Annotated in this window: 15 protein-coding genes; 8 read left to right on the top strand and 7 right to left on the bottom strand. The window is 45.8% G+C overall.

The window, feature by feature from the left end:
• Window positions 1-4 precede the first annotated feature (4 nt).
• Both cysS and BMZ72_RS17705 read right to left on the bottom strand, forming a co-directional pair.
• On the bottom strand, window positions 5-1,504 hold the full coding sequence (cysS, locus tag BMZ72_RS17700) for a cysteine--tRNA ligase (RefSeq protein WP_089810683.1): 1,500 nt from the start codon (window positions 1,502-1,504) through the stop codon (window positions 5-7).
• A 78-nt stretch (window positions 1,505-1,582) separates the two neighbouring features.
• On the bottom strand, window positions 1,583-2,482 hold the full coding sequence (locus BMZ72_RS17705; RefSeq protein ID WP_218155261.1) for an endonuclease/exonuclease/phosphatase family protein: 900 nt from the start codon (window positions 2,480-2,482) through the stop codon (window positions 1,583-1,585).
• Window positions 2,483-2,522: 40 nt separating this feature from the next.
• Here BMZ72_RS17705 and BMZ72_RS36830 point away from each other — a divergent pair, with 40 nt between their 5' ends.
• Window positions 2,523-2,714 (top strand): hypothetical protein, encoded by a 192-nt coding sequence (locus tag BMZ72_RS36830; RefSeq protein ID WP_218155262.1) that lies wholly within the window; start codon window positions 2,523-2,525, stop codon window positions 2,712-2,714.
• 32 nt (window positions 2,715-2,746) lie between these two features.
• On the opposite strand, the gene BMZ72_RS17710 is transcribed toward BMZ72_RS36830, so the two are convergent.
• From BMZ72_RS17710 to rlmD, 4 genes are all read right to left on the bottom strand, one after another.
• Entirely contained in the window at window positions 2,747-3,850 is a 1,104-nt protein-coding gene (locus BMZ72_RS17710) for an endonuclease/exonuclease/phosphatase family protein (RefSeq protein ID WP_089810687.1), read from the bottom strand.
• A gap of 95 nt (window positions 3,851-3,945) precedes the next feature.
• The gene (locus BMZ72_RS17715; protein WP_089810689.1) at window positions 3,946-4,698 is read right to left on the bottom strand and encodes a rhomboid family intramembrane serine protease; all 753 of its coding nucleotides are present in this window, start codon (window positions 4,696-4,698) and stop codon (window positions 3,946-3,948) included.
• Between the two features lie 18 nt (window positions 4,699-4,716).
• On the bottom strand, window positions 4,717-5,550 hold the full coding sequence (locus BMZ72_RS17720) for a rhomboid family intramembrane serine protease (RefSeq protein ID WP_089810691.1): 834 nt from the start codon (window positions 5,548-5,550) through the stop codon (window positions 4,717-4,719).
• 13 nt (window positions 5,551-5,563) lie between these two features.
• Window positions 5,564-6,982 carry a 23S rRNA (uracil(1939)-C(5))-methyltransferase RlmD gene (gene rlmD, locus BMZ72_RS17725; RefSeq protein ID WP_012788536.1) on the bottom strand — a complete coding sequence of 473 codons (1,419 nt, stop codon included), beginning with the start codon at window positions 6,980-6,982 and terminating at the stop codon, window positions 5,564-5,566.
• Between the two features lie 81 nt (window positions 6,983-7,063).
• Between rlmD and BMZ72_RS17730 the strand changes: the two genes are divergently transcribed.
• From BMZ72_RS17730 to BMZ72_RS17745, 4 genes are all read left to right on the top strand, one after another.
• A complete protein-coding gene (locus BMZ72_RS17730) occupies window positions 7,064-8,470 on the top strand; it encodes a DUF5106 domain-containing protein (protein ID WP_089810692.1) in 1,407 nt (468 codons plus the stop codon).
• Window positions 8,471-8,595: 125 nt separating this feature from the next.
• Window positions 8,596-9,291 (top strand): porin family protein, encoded by a 696-nt coding sequence (locus BMZ72_RS17735; RefSeq protein ID WP_089810694.1) that lies wholly within the window; start codon window positions 8,596-8,598, stop codon window positions 9,289-9,291.
• A 124-nt stretch (window positions 9,292-9,415) separates the two neighbouring features.
• Window positions 9,416-10,033, top strand: coding sequence for a porin family protein (locus BMZ72_RS17740; protein WP_089810696.1), 618 nt, complete (start codon window positions 9,416-9,418; stop codon window positions 10,031-10,033).
• Window positions 10,034-10,278: 245 nt separating this feature from the next.
• Window positions 10,279-10,980: an outer membrane beta-barrel protein gene (locus BMZ72_RS17745; protein ID WP_089810698.1), complete on the top strand. Its 702-nt coding sequence runs from the start codon at window positions 10,279-10,281 to the stop codon at window positions 10,978-10,980.
• A 277-nt stretch (window positions 10,981-11,257) separates the two neighbouring features.
• Here the strand turns inward: BMZ72_RS17745 and BMZ72_RS17750 are convergent, their stop codons facing one another.
• Window positions 11,258-12,211 carry a methylenetetrahydrofolate reductase gene (locus BMZ72_RS17750; protein ID WP_089810700.1) on the bottom strand — a complete coding sequence of 318 codons (954 nt, stop codon included), beginning with the start codon at window positions 12,209-12,211 and terminating at the stop codon, window positions 11,258-11,260.
• Window positions 12,212-12,422: 211 nt separating this feature from the next.
• On the opposite strand from BMZ72_RS17750, the gene lptB reads away from it, so the two are divergent.
• The 3 genes from lptB (at window position 12,423) to fabG (ending at window position 15,531) form a co-directional block, all read left to right on the top strand.
• Complete coding sequence (lptB, locus tag BMZ72_RS17755) at window positions 12,423-13,187, top strand: LPS export ABC transporter ATP-binding protein (RefSeq protein WP_089810702.1); 765 nt, start codon at window positions 12,423-12,425, stop codon at window positions 13,185-13,187.
• An 89-nt stretch (window positions 13,188-13,276) separates the two neighbouring features.
• Window positions 13,277-14,743 (top strand): GH3 auxin-responsive promoter family protein, encoded by a 1,467-nt coding sequence (locus BMZ72_RS17760; RefSeq protein WP_255373227.1) that lies wholly within the window; start codon window positions 13,277-13,279, stop codon window positions 14,741-14,743.
• A gap of 38 nt (window positions 14,744-14,781) precedes the next feature.
• Window positions 14,782-15,531 (top strand): 3-oxoacyl-[acyl-carrier-protein] reductase, encoded by a 750-nt coding sequence (gene fabG, locus BMZ72_RS17765; protein WP_089810705.1) that lies wholly within the window; start codon window positions 14,782-14,784, stop codon window positions 15,529-15,531.
• The last annotated feature ends 38 nt before the right edge of the window (window positions 15,532-15,569 follow it).

Raw genomic sequence — 15,569 nt, forward strand, 5'->3', positions numbered from 1 at the left:
CGGCTTACTGTATGCTGTAGGTCATACTACCATCCTTCTCGTCTTTCAATTGTATACCTACCGCTAATAACTGGTTGCGGATCTTATCAGATGCAGCATAGTCCTTACGGGCTTTTGCTTCCTTACGCATTTCCATCAGCAGCTGAATAACACCATCCAGTTTGCTGTTGTCATTGGTAAGTGTTTCCGGCTGCAGACCAAGAATATCGATCAGGAAGTTCTGCCAGGTCTTTTGCAGGAGCTGGAAGGTCTCTTCACTAAGTTCATGCATTTTCACCTGTCCACCCTTGATAGAGTTGATCACAGGAGAAAGTTCGAACAGATTGGCCAGTACTTTCGCGGTGTTGAAGTCATCGCTGATGAATTCCTCACACTCCAGACACCATTGACGAACCTGTTTATCCAGTTCTTCATTGATCGGCTGTCCATTGGCGGCATAACTTAGTTTCTGTAATACTTCGAATGCAGACCATAAACGCTGTAAACCTTTCTCTGCGGCCTGTAATGCCTCATTGGAAAAGTCAAGCGTACTACGGTAATGCGTCTGAAGGATAAAGAAACGGATGGTCATCGGACTGTAGGCTTTTTCCAGCAGGTGGTGATTACCTGTGAAAAGTTCCGTCAGCTTGATGGTATTGTTATAGGCCTTACCCATTTTACGGCCATTAATGGTGATCATGTTATTGTGCATCCAGTAACGGGCCATCAGTTCACCATGGGCAATCTCACTCTGTGCAATTTCACACTCATGGTGCGGGAACTGCAGGTCCATACCACCACCGTGAATATCGAACTGTTTACCCAGGTATTTGCTGCTCATCGCAGAACACTCGATGTGCCATCCGGGAAAACCTTCTCCCCATGGACTTGGCCAGCGCATGATGTGCTCAGGTGGCGCATTTTTCCAGAGGGCAAAGTCTACGTTATTGATCTTTTCCTCCTGGCCATCCAGCTCACGATTGGAGCTTTCCAGCATATCTTCCAGTACACGGCCGCTCAGAATACCGTAATCATGCGATTCAGCGTATTTCTTTACGTCAAAGTATACGGAACCATTGCTTTCATAAGCATAGCCTTTCTCCATGATCGTTTTGATCATTTCGATCTGCTCGACGATGTGGCCGGTGGCAGTTGGTTCAATGCTTGGCTCCAGACAGTTGAACCGCAGGAAAGCCCAGTGAAAGAGGTTTGTATATTTCTGTACCAGTTCCATTGGCTCGAGCTTTTCCAGCTGAGCGCGTTTGGCAATTTTATCTTCAGCTTCACGGCCCTCTTCTTCGAAGTGACCTGCGTCTGTGATGTTCCTTACATAGCGGACCTTATATCCCAGAAACTGTAAGTATCTGTATACAACGTCAAACGTGATATAAGGGCGGGCATGGCCCAGGTGCGACTCACCTGAAACGGTAGGGCCGCATACATACATACCAACATGTCCGGGATAGAGAGATGTGAATACTTCCTTTTGCCGATGTAGCGAATTGTATATTTTAAGCTCAGACATATCAGATATTTTCAGCGAGTGTAAGCTACACTTAGTTTTGTTAGGATTGCAAAGATAGTTATTGTTTTGTGAGTGACATTACCGTCTGGCACTTACATTGGCTATCACCGGGTAGTGATCGGACAGGGTAGAATTGATTTTCCGGAATGAATTGACTTTGAATGATTTGTCTGTAAAAATGTAGTCGATCCGTAGGGTAGGGGCCAGTCCGGCGTAAGTCCGGCCGATACCGCTGCCCTTTCTGAGAAAAGCATCCTGCAAGTCACCCCGGATAGTAAAATAGGTATACGATGCCGGCGTATCATTGAAGTCGCCACATACGATAACGGGATATGGACAGGTTCTGATAAATGCAGACACAATATCAGCCTGTTTACTGCGATCCACATACGCATCGCGCATTTTCTGAACAATATTGCGTGTAGCCACCAGGCCGGTATCTTCCTGCTTTTTTATCTTTTCGATAGAACGATAATCTCTTTCATTGAAACGGTAGGATGCCAGGTGCATGTTGATGATACGGATCGTGTCTCCGTTCTTCACAATGTCAGCATATATCAGGCTTTCACTACGCGGACCGTAGGACATTTTCAGTTTATCAGACCTGATGATCGGGTAGCGGGAGTAAATGATAGAACCCCAGTGCTGCATACCATCCCGGTTGAAATCACTTGAAAAGAAACGGTAAGGTAGTTTCATCTCCCGGGAGATGTCTTCCCGGTTATTGAAATCGTTTTTCTTTTCTGAAGTATAGAAGTCCTGCAGACAAACAACATCCAGTTCCTGCTTTTTTATCAGCGCAAACATCGCTTCCCGGTTGTATTTGCTGTCTTTCTCACGGTAAAGCCCGAACTGAGCGACGTTGTAGCTCATGATGGTCAGACTGCCGGATGGACTGGCGAATTGTTTTCCGGAAGAAGGATAATTGAACGCGATAAAAGCAGAAATAGATTTCCAGCCTATTACGACCGGCAACATAGGCAGCAGGCAGTATTTAAAGTCGAAAAGCAGCCAGCAGATGAAGAATAATACCAATGCCAGCAGCAGTAAGGGGAAGAGCAGGGTAATGAAACTGATAGGCCACCATCGCTCCGGGGAAACATACGGCGCCAGGCAGGCCACTATGAACAGAAGCACTACAATGGTGTTCACCGATAAAAAGAATCCTTTTGTGAATAACCTCAGAAATCTCAACGCCTATCGCTTTTAGGTTAAAGATAGGAGAAATGATGAATTCATGCATTATAATGATAAGCCCGCCATGATAGGAAAATGTTGAAATCCTTTCCTGTGAAAGGTCTTATAACTTTTAACGTGTATAGGTTTTTGTGCAAGAATATAATCTATCCGTAATGTAGGTGCCAGAAAGGACAAAGTACGCCCTACTCCGAAGCCATCCTGGAGAAAAGCATCCTGCATATCTGCACTGATCGTATTGTACGTATATGATACAGGGGGATCGTTAAAATCTCCGCATACGACCACCTTATAGGGACTGGCAGCGATCAGTCGTGCCATCTTTCCCGACTGTGCAGCTCTTTTATGAATGGTATGCTTCATTTTAGCCGCCAGATTACGTACGCCTGAGAAAGTACCCTTTCCTTTCTCCAGCAGGTCATAATCGTTGTCTCTGAACATATAGGATTGCAACTGTGCGGTCAGCACACGGATCGTGTCTCCCTGCAGCAATATATCCGACTGAAGAAAGCTGCTGCCGCTGCCGGCCGAGCTATAACCACAGGGTATTTTGCTGCTTCTGATGATGGGAAAGCGGGAGAACAGCACAATACCATAATGCCAGTAGTTCCAGTGGCTCATATCACAGGTAAAAAAGTGATAAGGATATTTTAGCGTACGCGAAATCGAGTCAATATGATTGGTGAAGTTGGGCCCTTCGTTGGTATAGAATTCCTGCATACACAGGATATCCGGAGAGGCCTCCCGCAGCATATCGTAAATAGCCCCCTGTAGTACAGTGTCTTCCCGGTAGTCATTCAGCCCCATATTACTGGTGTTGAAGGTCATGATGGTAAACTGCCTGTCTGATCTGAGCCAGGTATCTTTTGAGGAGATCAGGTTCGTACCGATGCTGGTAAGCAGGGCATGCAGGGATAAGATGATACCCACCACAGATATCCAGAGATATCTTCTTTTCCAGCACAACCAGAGGATAATAAATGCGAGATTGATACCCCAGCAGATGAGGAATGTAAGACCGGCGAATCCGCTTAACCAGAACTGTTGTGGATTCAGGTAAGGCAACCAGGCGGAAAGAAGAAGACTGACGGTGATCAGCACATTGCATAGCAATAGGAACCGGGGTAAAAATTTAGCTACAAACAGCACGACATAGGGGTTTTACTAAAAATAGGGATAAAAAAGCTAAATCAAAAGAAAAGCCCTCCATGAGGAGGGCTTAATATAGTAAGGTGTTGCATCTTTTATTTCACCACGTGCAGGTGAGATTTCGGATGGAACAGGTGTGTGATCCTGAAGATAAATTTATTGAAGCCGAGTCCGAGGTCGTTACCTTTCTTCCATTGCTGCATGTAGAGGAAGCCTGTCAGGCCACCACCGATCAGGGCCGGTAAGTTAGTGATATCCTGGTTGTTCATGACATGACTACCTACGTTCACGATCAGGAAAACAAGGGTGATGATCCAGAACGGAATGGGCAGATTAGGCAGCAATCTGTAGTTGGGAGCAACTACGGTTGCACCGATCGCCAGCGCCATGATAGAAGCGGAGGCGCCTGTCATGGTTGCGGCAGGTTGCAGTGCATGAAAAGCCGGGATAAACTGCATACCAAGCAGGTAGCAAACGGCGCCTACCAGACCACTCAACAGGTACAGCGGCAGGATACGCTGACGTCCCGCATGATTCTGCAGCATGGTGCCGAAGCAGGCCAGCCAGATCATGTTACTGGTGATCAACCAGAAACTGTTGTGTGTGAACATTGTTGTGAACAGGGTCCAGGGATTTTTCAGCAGTCCGTCGATAGTGGAAGGCAGCAGTACATGAGACAGTACTTCTGCTTTGAACCTTGCCGGTGGATTACCCTCAATACCATAGACGATCTCTGTAAAAAACAGCAGGATGAATACGGTGATGTTGACGAGCAACAGCTGTGTGACCATATTCTTTTCTTCTCCAAGGGATAATGGAGTTTCGGATCTTTCCTCAACGTACATCATGTCACAATATCTTTAATGTTAATAAAAATGACTACGGTTCTTTTTGTTCCAGATCTTCAGGAGGATGTAACTGAAAATTACGCCTCCAAGGTGGGCAAAGTGTGCAACGTTGTCACCAGCCGAGTTTTGTATCCCTGAAAACAGTTCCATCAGGATGATAATACCGATGAAGTATTTCGCTTTCAGTGGGAACAGGAAGTAAAGGTAAATGAGATTATTCGGAAACAGGTAGCCGAATGCGAACAGCAGTCCGAATACGGCGCCTGAGGCACCGAGTGTAGCGCCATTAGGGTAGATCTGTGCAAACTGGCTTACGAATGCCCTGGCATCAGCGATCACTCCCGGATTATCAGGTGCTGCGTAGAATGCCGTTCTGATACCTTCTGCTGCAAAGTTGCCTGCATCCAGATCGAAGCGGTCGTCCAGTATTCTGAAGTTGGTCAGTGTCGGATTGTTGATGAATTCACGGGCATCGTGGGCGAGCCGTACGTTCTCATAAGTCAGTACACCCATGTGACAGAGTGCAGCCCCGAGACCACATACCATGTAGAAGATCAGGAAACGTTTAGGTCCCCAGATATTTTCCAGTGTGGCGCCAAACATCCACAGGGTAAACATGTTTGTGAACAGGTGACCGAAGGAGCCATGCATAAAGAGGTGCGTTACCAGCTGATGTGGCTTGAACAAACGGGATCCCCAGTAATGCAGTGCGAAAGTATCTTCAATATATCTCGGATTTCCTAAAAATTCTCCCATGGTATTCTGTGCAAGGAATACCAGTGCGTTGATGATCAGAAGGTTTTTGATCACCGTAGGAAGTATTTCAAATCTGCCGGGCCTGAACTCGCTCATTTCTACCTATTCTTTAATGATTAATTCTTTTCTCTAATAAAACTACGTTCTCGATATGGTGCGTGTGTGGGAACATGTCCACCGGTTGTATCTTTTTCACGCTATACATCACATCCAGCAGCGCCAGGTCTCTTGCCTGGGTAGCAGGGTTACAGCTTACGTAAACTATGCGGGGAGCAGCGATTTCGAGCAGCTTGTTCACCAGTTTCTCGTGCATACCAGCCCTTGGAGGGTCGGTGATAACTACGTCAGGTTGTCCGTGCTGTGCAAAGAAAGCATCGTTACAGATGTCCACTACGTCTCCGGCATAGAATTGCGCATTGTTTACATTGTTGCGGGCTGCGTTTTCGATCGCATCGTCAATCGCTTCTTTGATCAGCTCAATGCCTACAACTTTGCCTGCCTGCCGGGATACAAAAATACCAATACTACCAGTACCACAATATAGGTCATAAACAATTTCTGTTCCTGTTAATCCGGCAAAATCCCGGGTTACCTGGTACAGGGCCTCGCCCTGATAGGTGTTGGTCTGGAAAAAGGACTTCGGACCGATCTTAAAGGTGAAGTCTTCCAGTTTCTCTTCTACATAGCCTTTACCGAAATAGGTTTTTGGCTCCAGGTCGAAGATAGTATCGTTCAGTTTCGGGTTGATGGTGTACAAAACAGACGTAATGCCGGGTACGGTAGCCAGCAGGTGGTCCAGCAGGGCTTCCCTGTCCTTTTTGTTCTCATGATGGATCACGAGATTGACCATTACCTCACCGGTGGTACAGATCCTGATCACCAGGTTACGCAGCCAGCCTTCTTTTGCACGGATGTCGTAAAAAGACAGGTTGTGCTCCAGGGCGTAGGCGCGGATGGTGTTGCGGATGGCATTTACCGGTTCTGCCTGCAGGTAACAGGTGTTAATGTCCAGTACCTTGTCAAACAGTTTCGGAACGTGGAAGCCGAGGGCATTTTTCCGGGGAATATTGCCGTCTTCGTCCAGTTCCAGCTCATCTGCGGGGAGATAAGCCTTATTGCTGAAAGTAAATTCAAGTTTATTGCGGTAGTGGGTAATATGCCTGGACCCCATAATAGGCTGCATCGGGGGCAGTTCCAGTTTACCGATACGTTGCAGGTTGTCAGCCACCTGCTGTTGTTTATATTCCAGCTGCTGGTCATATGGCAGCATCTGCCATTTACAGCCTCCACAGTTACCAAAATGCTCACAGAAAGGAGTGACGCGGTTGGATGCGTAAGAATGGAAATGGATGGCTTTGCCTTCTGCCCAGTCTTTTTTGTTTTTACCGAGGCGAACGTCTACCACATCTCCGGGTACAACACCCCCTTCAATAAATACCACTTTCCCGTCAATCCGGGCCAGTGCTTTTCCCTCTGCGGCGTATGCGCTTACAGGGACTTTTTCAAGAATAACATTTTTTTTCCTCACGGGTGCAAAGGTAGGATTTTAGCCGATCACTGATTTTTGAAATTCCCTTTTCCTTGCTACTTTTACAGGAACCGATATCCTATGCGTAAACTTATGATATTACTGGCCTGTATTTTATGCCACTGGCAACTGCAGGCCCAGGGCTACCAGCTCACTTTTCAGTTGAAACAGTATAAGGGAGGACAGCTTGCGCTGGCCCATTATATGGGAAAAAGCTTTTACATGGCCGATTCCGCCCAGATCAATGAGCAGGGTATCGCAATTATGAAGAATAAGGAGACATTACCCGGCGGTATTTACATCGTATTACTGCCTGGCCGGCAGCGTTATTTCGAAATGCTGCTGGATAATAAAGACCAGCAGTTCTCCATCTCGGTTGACACGTCAGACCTGATCAATAAAACCGTTTTCAAGACTTCCAGAGAAAACGAGATCTTCCAGTCATATAACAAATTCCTGCAAAAGGAAGTATCCACCCAGGACAAACAGATCAATGCCCTGCTGGCAAAGCATACGGCTGCTGATAGCGCTGCTGCAAGACCTTTACAGCAGGGCCTGGGCAAAAGACTGCAGGATTTCCGTAACGGTGTGATCGGAAAGTATCCCCAAAGCCTGCTGACCAGCATTTTCAGGGCCATGAAGGAGCCGGAAGTGCCAGCTACTCCGGCAGGAGAGGACTCCACCTTTGGTTACCGTTATTATAAAGCACATTACTGGGACAGCGTTAACCTGAATGACGGCCGTCTGGTAAGAACAGATATCATCGAGCGAAAACTGAACAGATATTTTACACAACTGGTTTCCATGGATCCTGATTCCATTATTGTGGAGGCAGACAAGGTGGTTGAGAAAACCAGGAAGGATAAAGAGATGTTCAAGTTTGTTGTATGGTGGCTGACCTATACATATGAAACCTCCAAGTATATGGGTATGGACGCGGTGTTTGTACACATGGTGGAGAAATACTACGTATCCGGTGATGCCTACTGGCTGAAAGACGATCAGCTGAACAAGATCATTTCCAGGGCTTATTCCATGGCGCCAAACCTGATAGGACAACAGGCGCCTCCGCTGGAAGTGAAAGACACTGCATTGCAGGCCTTATCCCTTTATACCACAAAAGCCAAATATACCGTACTTGTTTTCTGGGATCCTACCTGCGGACACTGTAAGATCGAACTACCCCGCCTTGACTCGGCCTATAATGCCAACTGGAAAAACAAGGGCGTAGCGATGATCGGATTTAAAACAGAAGGTACCAAAGACGAGTGGCAGGGCTTCATCAAAGAACACCACCTCACAGGATGGATCCACGCCTGGGATCCTGACGCCCAAAGTAACTATCGCCGTTTGTACGACGTATATAGTACACCGGTAGTATATCTGCTGGATGAAAAGAAGAAGATCCTGGCAAAAAGATTAGGCGTGGAACAGCTCAATGAATTCCTCGAAAAACTCGAATCCCGGGGAGGAACAGTTCACAAATAACGAGATATAATTTTTATTTAATGTTGTAACTCACTTACTTGCAGCCAGATAAGGTTGCTGCATCTGCCTTTGGCATAGTCTTTGGAATTCCGTAGACAGAATCAATAAATCAAAACTTTACGGTTATGAAGAAGATTATCCTTTCGTTTGCGGCCCTTGCAATTTCTTTCGGAGCTATGTCTCAGGTACGGGTAGGTGTAAAAGGTGGTTGGAACCTTTCCTCCATCTCAGTTGACAATGACGGATCTGTAGACAAAGACCGGTCATTATCAGGTTATCACATTGGTGCTATCGTGGATTTCCCACTGATAAAAAATGTCCTGTCCTTCCAGCCGGGTGTGTTCTACACCACCAAAGGTGCGAAACTGACATCAGGTGATAAAGACAACGATGCTACAGTTCCCTATGTTAAATACACAACAAGGCCCCAATACATTGAAGTTCCGGTAAACTTCATTGGTAAAATTCCAGTAGGTGAAAATGCGAGACTGTTTGCCGGTGTCGGTCCTTACTTTGCGTTCGGCGTAGCCGGTAAAAACAAAGTGAGCAGTACCCTTGCTGGTGTAACTACTTCCTCTGAATCTGACATCAAATGGGATGATGACACCCCATTCAACGATGGCGATCCTGATCGTGGTCTGAACAAGTACAAAAGATTTGACTGGGGTGGTAACCTGCAGGTAGGTGCTGAGTTCAATCACTTCCTTGTTTCTGCACAGTATGGTCTTGGTTTAGGTAAGATCAACTCTGGTGGAGATGACAGCAGAAATGAGAAAAACAAAAATCGTGTATTTGCAGTTTCTGTAGGTTATCTGTTCTAACAGTACAACAAGTTTACAACCGGGCGTAAACAGGCAATGCCCACTAACAACACAATAGCTATGAAAAAGGTATAACATCCAGTAACGCCTGTAGGATGTTATACCGAAAATTTAAAACACCTATATGAAAAAGGTATTATTATCTGTTGCTGCACTGATGATTGCAGGCATTACTTTTGGCCAGACAAAATTCGGTATCGTGGCAGGACCCAACTTCTCTAGTGCAACCGTTAAAAGCGCAACAGGCGACAAAGAAACCGGCGACCTGCTGGTAGGCGTAAGAGCTGGTGTAACTGCTGACCTGCAGCTGGCTGACGAGTTTTATATCGGTACAGGTTTACTGTATGCCGGTAAGGGAAGTAAAGACAAGAACAACAGCGATTTTAAAACGACACTGTCTTACCTGCAGATACCTATCAACTTCCTGTTCAAACCTGAAGTTGGTTCCGGTAAGCTGAACCTGGGTGCAGGACCTTACGTAGCGTACGGTTTAGGAGGTAAACACAAAGGCACGATCGGTAATGTTACCGGTGAGCTGAAAGCGTTTGACGACGAAGCTGGTCTGGCGAAACTGAAACGTTTTGATGCAGGTCTGGGCGTTGTTGCAGGATATGAACTGAAGCAGGGTCTGTATCTGGGTCTGAATGCTGACCTGGGTCTGGTGAATGCATATGACAATACTGACAATGACCGCAGCTGGAAAAACACCTCTTTCGGTGTGTCTGTAGGTTATAAGTTCTAAGGCAGGCAAAATATTTATCGGAAAGTCCTCTTCGCCACCCGGCGGAGGGGACTTTTTCCATTTTAGCTACGTTGCCGAGATATTTTATGCTGTACACGAAAATTTAAAGAGAGAAAGTGGACAATTAGCGTAATTTTATGCCCGTATTTTTATTTACAGGATCCGATCCTGTGTTGTTTCCCTGAGAATACCCAATTTTTTAAAGAAGAGGACAATACCGCACATTACAACACAACATGTAACGCATGAGTAAAATTTTTACACTTATCTTTTTAGTGTTTCTTGCATTCCTATTTCCTGTACACGCTCAGGTAAGTCTGGGTTTAAGAGGAGGTTATACCTTATCCGCCACACAGATCAAAAATTCACAAGGCTATAAGAGTAACAGTATTGGCACTAACAGCCAGTTAAAAAATCTGCATGCAGACCTGATCATCAATGTACCTGTGTACAAAAATCTTCATTTTCAGCCACTGGTAAGATACATTACCAAGGGCGCTTATCTCCGTCCGCTACCTGACAAATCCACCTTACTGACAGAATCGGCCAACCAGCTGAAACTGCATTATCTGGAAGTGCCGATGAATCTGGTGTTAAAAATCCCCGTATCGATCGGTAAAATTGTTATAGGCGGAGGTCCTTATGTAGCATATGGTCTGGACGGATCATATGATCTGGACCTGCTATACAACGGAACTGTGCTGAGTACCGAATCTCATGATGTGAAATTCAATTATAAGGACAGGGGCATTGCTCCGGGTGTTCAGCTGAGCAGGTTTGACGCCGGTGCGAATGTGGCCCTGGGATTTGAATTTAACAACTTGATGGTATTAGGCGCTAATCTCAGCAGAGGGTATACTAATCTTGACCGGACTTCTTCCGCCAGGATTACCAACAGCTATTTCTCTGTGAGTTTAGGTATTCTGCTTAACAGGGAAGATTATTAAGAGAAAGACACAAAGTGCGTTATTGTCAGGGGAGTTCGCCAACCGGCGGACTCCCCAATTTTTTTTTTAAAGGGATAGGGGGATGGTCATCGACAACCGTCTTAGAAGAGATAATCCCACAAAGTATTATCTCAAAAAAACAAAAAGTGTGACAGTTATTCGGACATGCCACGACGTTTCCACGTGTTGGCATTTTTTTTCAGAAAAAACGGTTACCATTGATAAAAAAAGCGGTCCGCCTCAGGCGGACCGCTTTTTTTATCTTGTAGCGGTTTTATTATACTACCTGCGCCACTGCTTTATGGATCACATGTGGTTTACCCAGGGTATAATAGTGTAATACCGGTACGCCAAACTGTTTCAGTTCTCTGGATTGTTTGATCAGCCATTCTGTACCGACTTCTTCCACTTCCTTGTCTGTTTTACATTTGAGGATCTCTGTGGAAAGTTCGGTAGGAATATCCACATGGAAAGTACGGGGCAGGATGGTCAGTTGTTTACGGGTGGTGATCGGTTTCAGTCCCGGAATGATTGGAACGGTGATCCCTGCTTCCCGGCATTTGCCCACGAATTCGATAAATTTCTGGTTATCGAAGAACATCTGGGTAACAATATAATCAGCGCCATTTTCTACCTTCTTTTTCAGATAGCTCATATCTGTCTGCATGTTGGGCGCTTCGAAGTGTTTCTCAGGGTAGCCGGCTACGCCGATACAGAACTTCGTTTTTACACCACTTTGCAGGTCTTCTTCCAGGTAGATACCATTATTCATGTGTACTACCTGCTGGAGCAGCTGGTCTGCATAACGATGGCCGTTTGGCTCAGGTTCAAAGAAAGTCTCATTTTTGGGTGCATCTCCGCGCAAAACGAGTACATTGTCCACACCCAGATAGTTGAGATCGATCAGCGCATTTTCTGTCTCTTCCCTGCTAAAGCCTCCGCAGATCAGGTGTGGCACAGCATCTACATTGTAGTGCCCCATCAGTGCTGCACAGATAGCTACTGTACCGGGTCTCTTACGGATTTCGACTTTTTCAAAGGAGCCATCGGCCCTTTTTTTGAACATATGTTCACTTCTATGGTAGGTAACATTCACAAAAGCCGGTTTAAATTCCATTAATGGATCGAGGTGATCATATATAGAATCAATACTTTTACCTTTAAGGGGCGGCAGGATCTCGAATGAGATAAGGGTATCTTTTGCCTGTGCAATGTGTTCTGTTACTTTCATAGCAAAATAGAAGTGGACTTAAGTTAATGCCGCTCAAAAATAAGACATATGTCAGTATTATCATCTAATTTTTAACGAAAAGGGCGAATATTTTTTTAGATTGTACGCTGTTAATAGATAAAAATTAAACGGTCGGGGATAAAGTGGGTGAGTGCCAACAGTTAACCGTTGAAAGCTAAACTAAAAGTGTATTTTTGCTAAGTTTGAACATATGGCATTAAAAATACATACAGATCAGCTGGTAAAGCGTTACGGTAACAGAACCGTAGCCAACCACGTATCTGTAGAAGTGACACAAGGAGAGATCGTGGGTTTACTCGGACCTAACGGCGCCGGTAAAACAACCACATTCTACATGGTAGTGGGGCTTATCAAGCCCGATGAGGGACAGGTGTACCTGGATGAAGTGAACATCACCAAGCTGCCAATGTATAAAAGGGCGAAGATGGGTATCGGCTATCTGCCGCAGGAGGCTTCCGTATTCCGTAAGCTGAGTGTGGAGGATAACATATCCGCCGTACTGGAAATGACCGGAATGAAAAAAGCAGAACAGAAGGAAAAACTGGAAAGTCTGCTGGAAGAGTTCCGTCTGACCCATGTGCGTAAGAGCCCGGGCGATGTATTGAGCGGTGGTGAGCGCAGGCGTACCGAGATTGCCCGTGCACTGGCGGTGGACCCTAAGTTCATCCTGCTGGACGAGCCGTTTGCAGGTATTGACCCTATTGCCGTGGAAGATATTCAGTCAATTGTTGCCCGTCTTAAATACAAGAACATCGGGATCCTCATAACAGACCATAACGTACAGGAGACACTTTCCATTACAGACCGGGCATACCTTCTTTTCGAAGGAAAAATCCTGAAAGCCGGTACCGCGGAAGAGTTGGCCGAAGACGAACAGGTTAGAAAAGTGTATCTTGGCCAGAATTTCATTTTACGTCGTAAAAATTACCTGGACGAAGCAGCTAAGCAACAATAAACTACTACGTTCCTGATCCTATTATGAGAATATTAAGTCCTGCAATATCACAGTTGGCGCGTTTGCGCATGGGGCGTATAGAATACTTTATGCAATACCCAGTGCAGGTGCAGCAACAGGTATTCCAGAACCTTATCAGCGCAGCTCAGTATACTGAGTTTGGCAAGCAGTACGGCTTTTCACAGATATATAAAATAGAAGAGTTCAAACAGCGGGTACCTATTCATAATTATGATACCCTCAAGCCTTACATCCAGCGATTGATGGAAGGACAGCAGAATATTCTGTGGAACACGCCTATCAAATGGTTCGCTAAATCCAGCGGTACCACTGCCGACAAAAGTAAATTCATACCTGTTTCCGTAGAAAGCCTGGACGATTGTCACTATCGTGCCGGTCGTGACGTGTTATCACTGTACTATAATAATTTCCCTGAGTCCCGTCTGCTGACCGGCAAGTCGCTTGTCATCGGGGGGAGTCATCAGGTAAATAAACTGGATGCTGAAAGCGATTCTTATTTCGGCGACCTGAGTGCTGTGATGCTGCAAAACATGCCATTCTATGGTAACATGATCCGTACGCCGGATCTTTCCATCGCCCTGATGGACGAGTGGGAGGAGAAGATCGAGCGTATGGCGAACGCTGTCATTCACGAAAACGTCACCTCTATAGCTGGTGTGCCTACCTGGACACTGGTACTGATCAAACGTATATTCGAAATCACCGGGAAAGATAACCTGGCAGATGTATGGCCTAACCTGGAACTGTACATGCACGGCGGTGTGAGCTTCACGCCATACCGTGAGCAGTTCAAACAACTGATCCGCAAGCCGGATATGTTCTACCAGGAAACCTATAACGCCTCTGAAGGTTTCTTCGCGGCACAGGATGTCGTTGGCCAGGAAGGGCTGTTGTTGTTCCTGAACCATGGCATTTTCTACGAGTTTATGCCAATGGAGGAATATGGGAAGGAATGTCCGCAAACATTACAGTTGCAGGACGTGGAAATGGGTAAGAACTACGCGCTGATCATCAGTACCAATGGTGGTCTGTGGCGTTACCTGGTGGGAGATACTGTACAGTTTACTTCCCTGGCGCCATACCGCGTAAAGGTGAGTGGCCGTACCAAATCTTTCATCAATGCTTTTGGTGAAGAACTGATCGTTGAAAACTCTGATACTGCTATCGCAAAAGCCTGTGAAGTAACAGGCGCTGTGATGAACGATTATACCGCCGCTCCGATCTATTTCAGTGGAAATGATGCCGGCGGACATGAATGGCTGCTGGACTTTGATAAAGCACCTGCTGATATCAACCAGTTCATCGATGTGCTGGATAACACCCTGAAGGCCATCAACTCTGACTACGAAGCTAAAAGACATAAGGATATGGCGTTGCGCCGTCCGGTAGTACACGTATTGCCAAAAGGTACTTTTACCGAATGGCTGAAGAGCAAAGGCAAACTGGGAGGACAACATAAGGTGCCCCGTCTCAATAATGAACGTCAGCACGTGGAAGAAATTCTTAAATTCACCGGTATTTCCGGCAAAATCTAACCTGAATAAATCATTTAACTAACAACTATTACGTCTATATGAAATTACTGGAGAACAAAGTAGCTATTGTAACAGGCGCCAGCAGAGGTATAGGTGAAGCTATCGCAATCAAATTTGCAGAGGAAGGTGCACACGTTGCATTCACATATCTCAGCTCTGACGAGAAAGCCAAAGCACTGGAACAAAAGTTACAGGCAATGGGCGTAAAGGCTAAAGCCTATAAATCCAACGCTGGTGTGTACGAAGAAACGGAGACGCTGGTAAATGACGTACTGAAAGAATTCGGTAGCATCGATATCTGCGTGAACAATGCAGGTATTTCTAAAGATAACCTCTTACTGCGTATGAGCCCTGATCAGTGGGACGACGTAATGGATATCAACCTGAAGAGCGTGTATAACATGACTAAACACGTGATCCGTCCGATGATGAAAGCAAAGAGTGGTTCTATCATCAACATGAGTTCTATCATCGGTATGAAAGGTAACGCCGGCCAGAGTAGCTATGCTGCTTCCAAAGCGGGTATCATTGGTTTCACTAAATCTATCGCTGCTGAACTGGGTAGCCGTAACATCCGTGTGAATGCGGTAGCTCCTGGTTTCGTAGAAACAGATATGACACATTACCTGAAAGATGGCGATGGTGCTAAAACTTACATGGAGAAAATTCCACTGGGCCGTTTCGGTAGCCCTGAGGATATCGCGAATGTTTGTGTGTTCCTGGCATCAGGTATGAGTAATTACGTGACCGGACAGGTGATCAGTGCCTGTGGTGGATTGAATATGTAAAAATTAAAAATTAAGAAGTAAGAATTGGGAAGTAAATG

Source organism: Chitinophaga sp. YR627 (assembly GCF_900114995.1).
In the GTDB taxonomy this organism is placed as follows: domain Bacteria; phylum Bacteroidota; class Bacteroidia; order Chitinophagales; family Chitinophagaceae; genus Chitinophaga.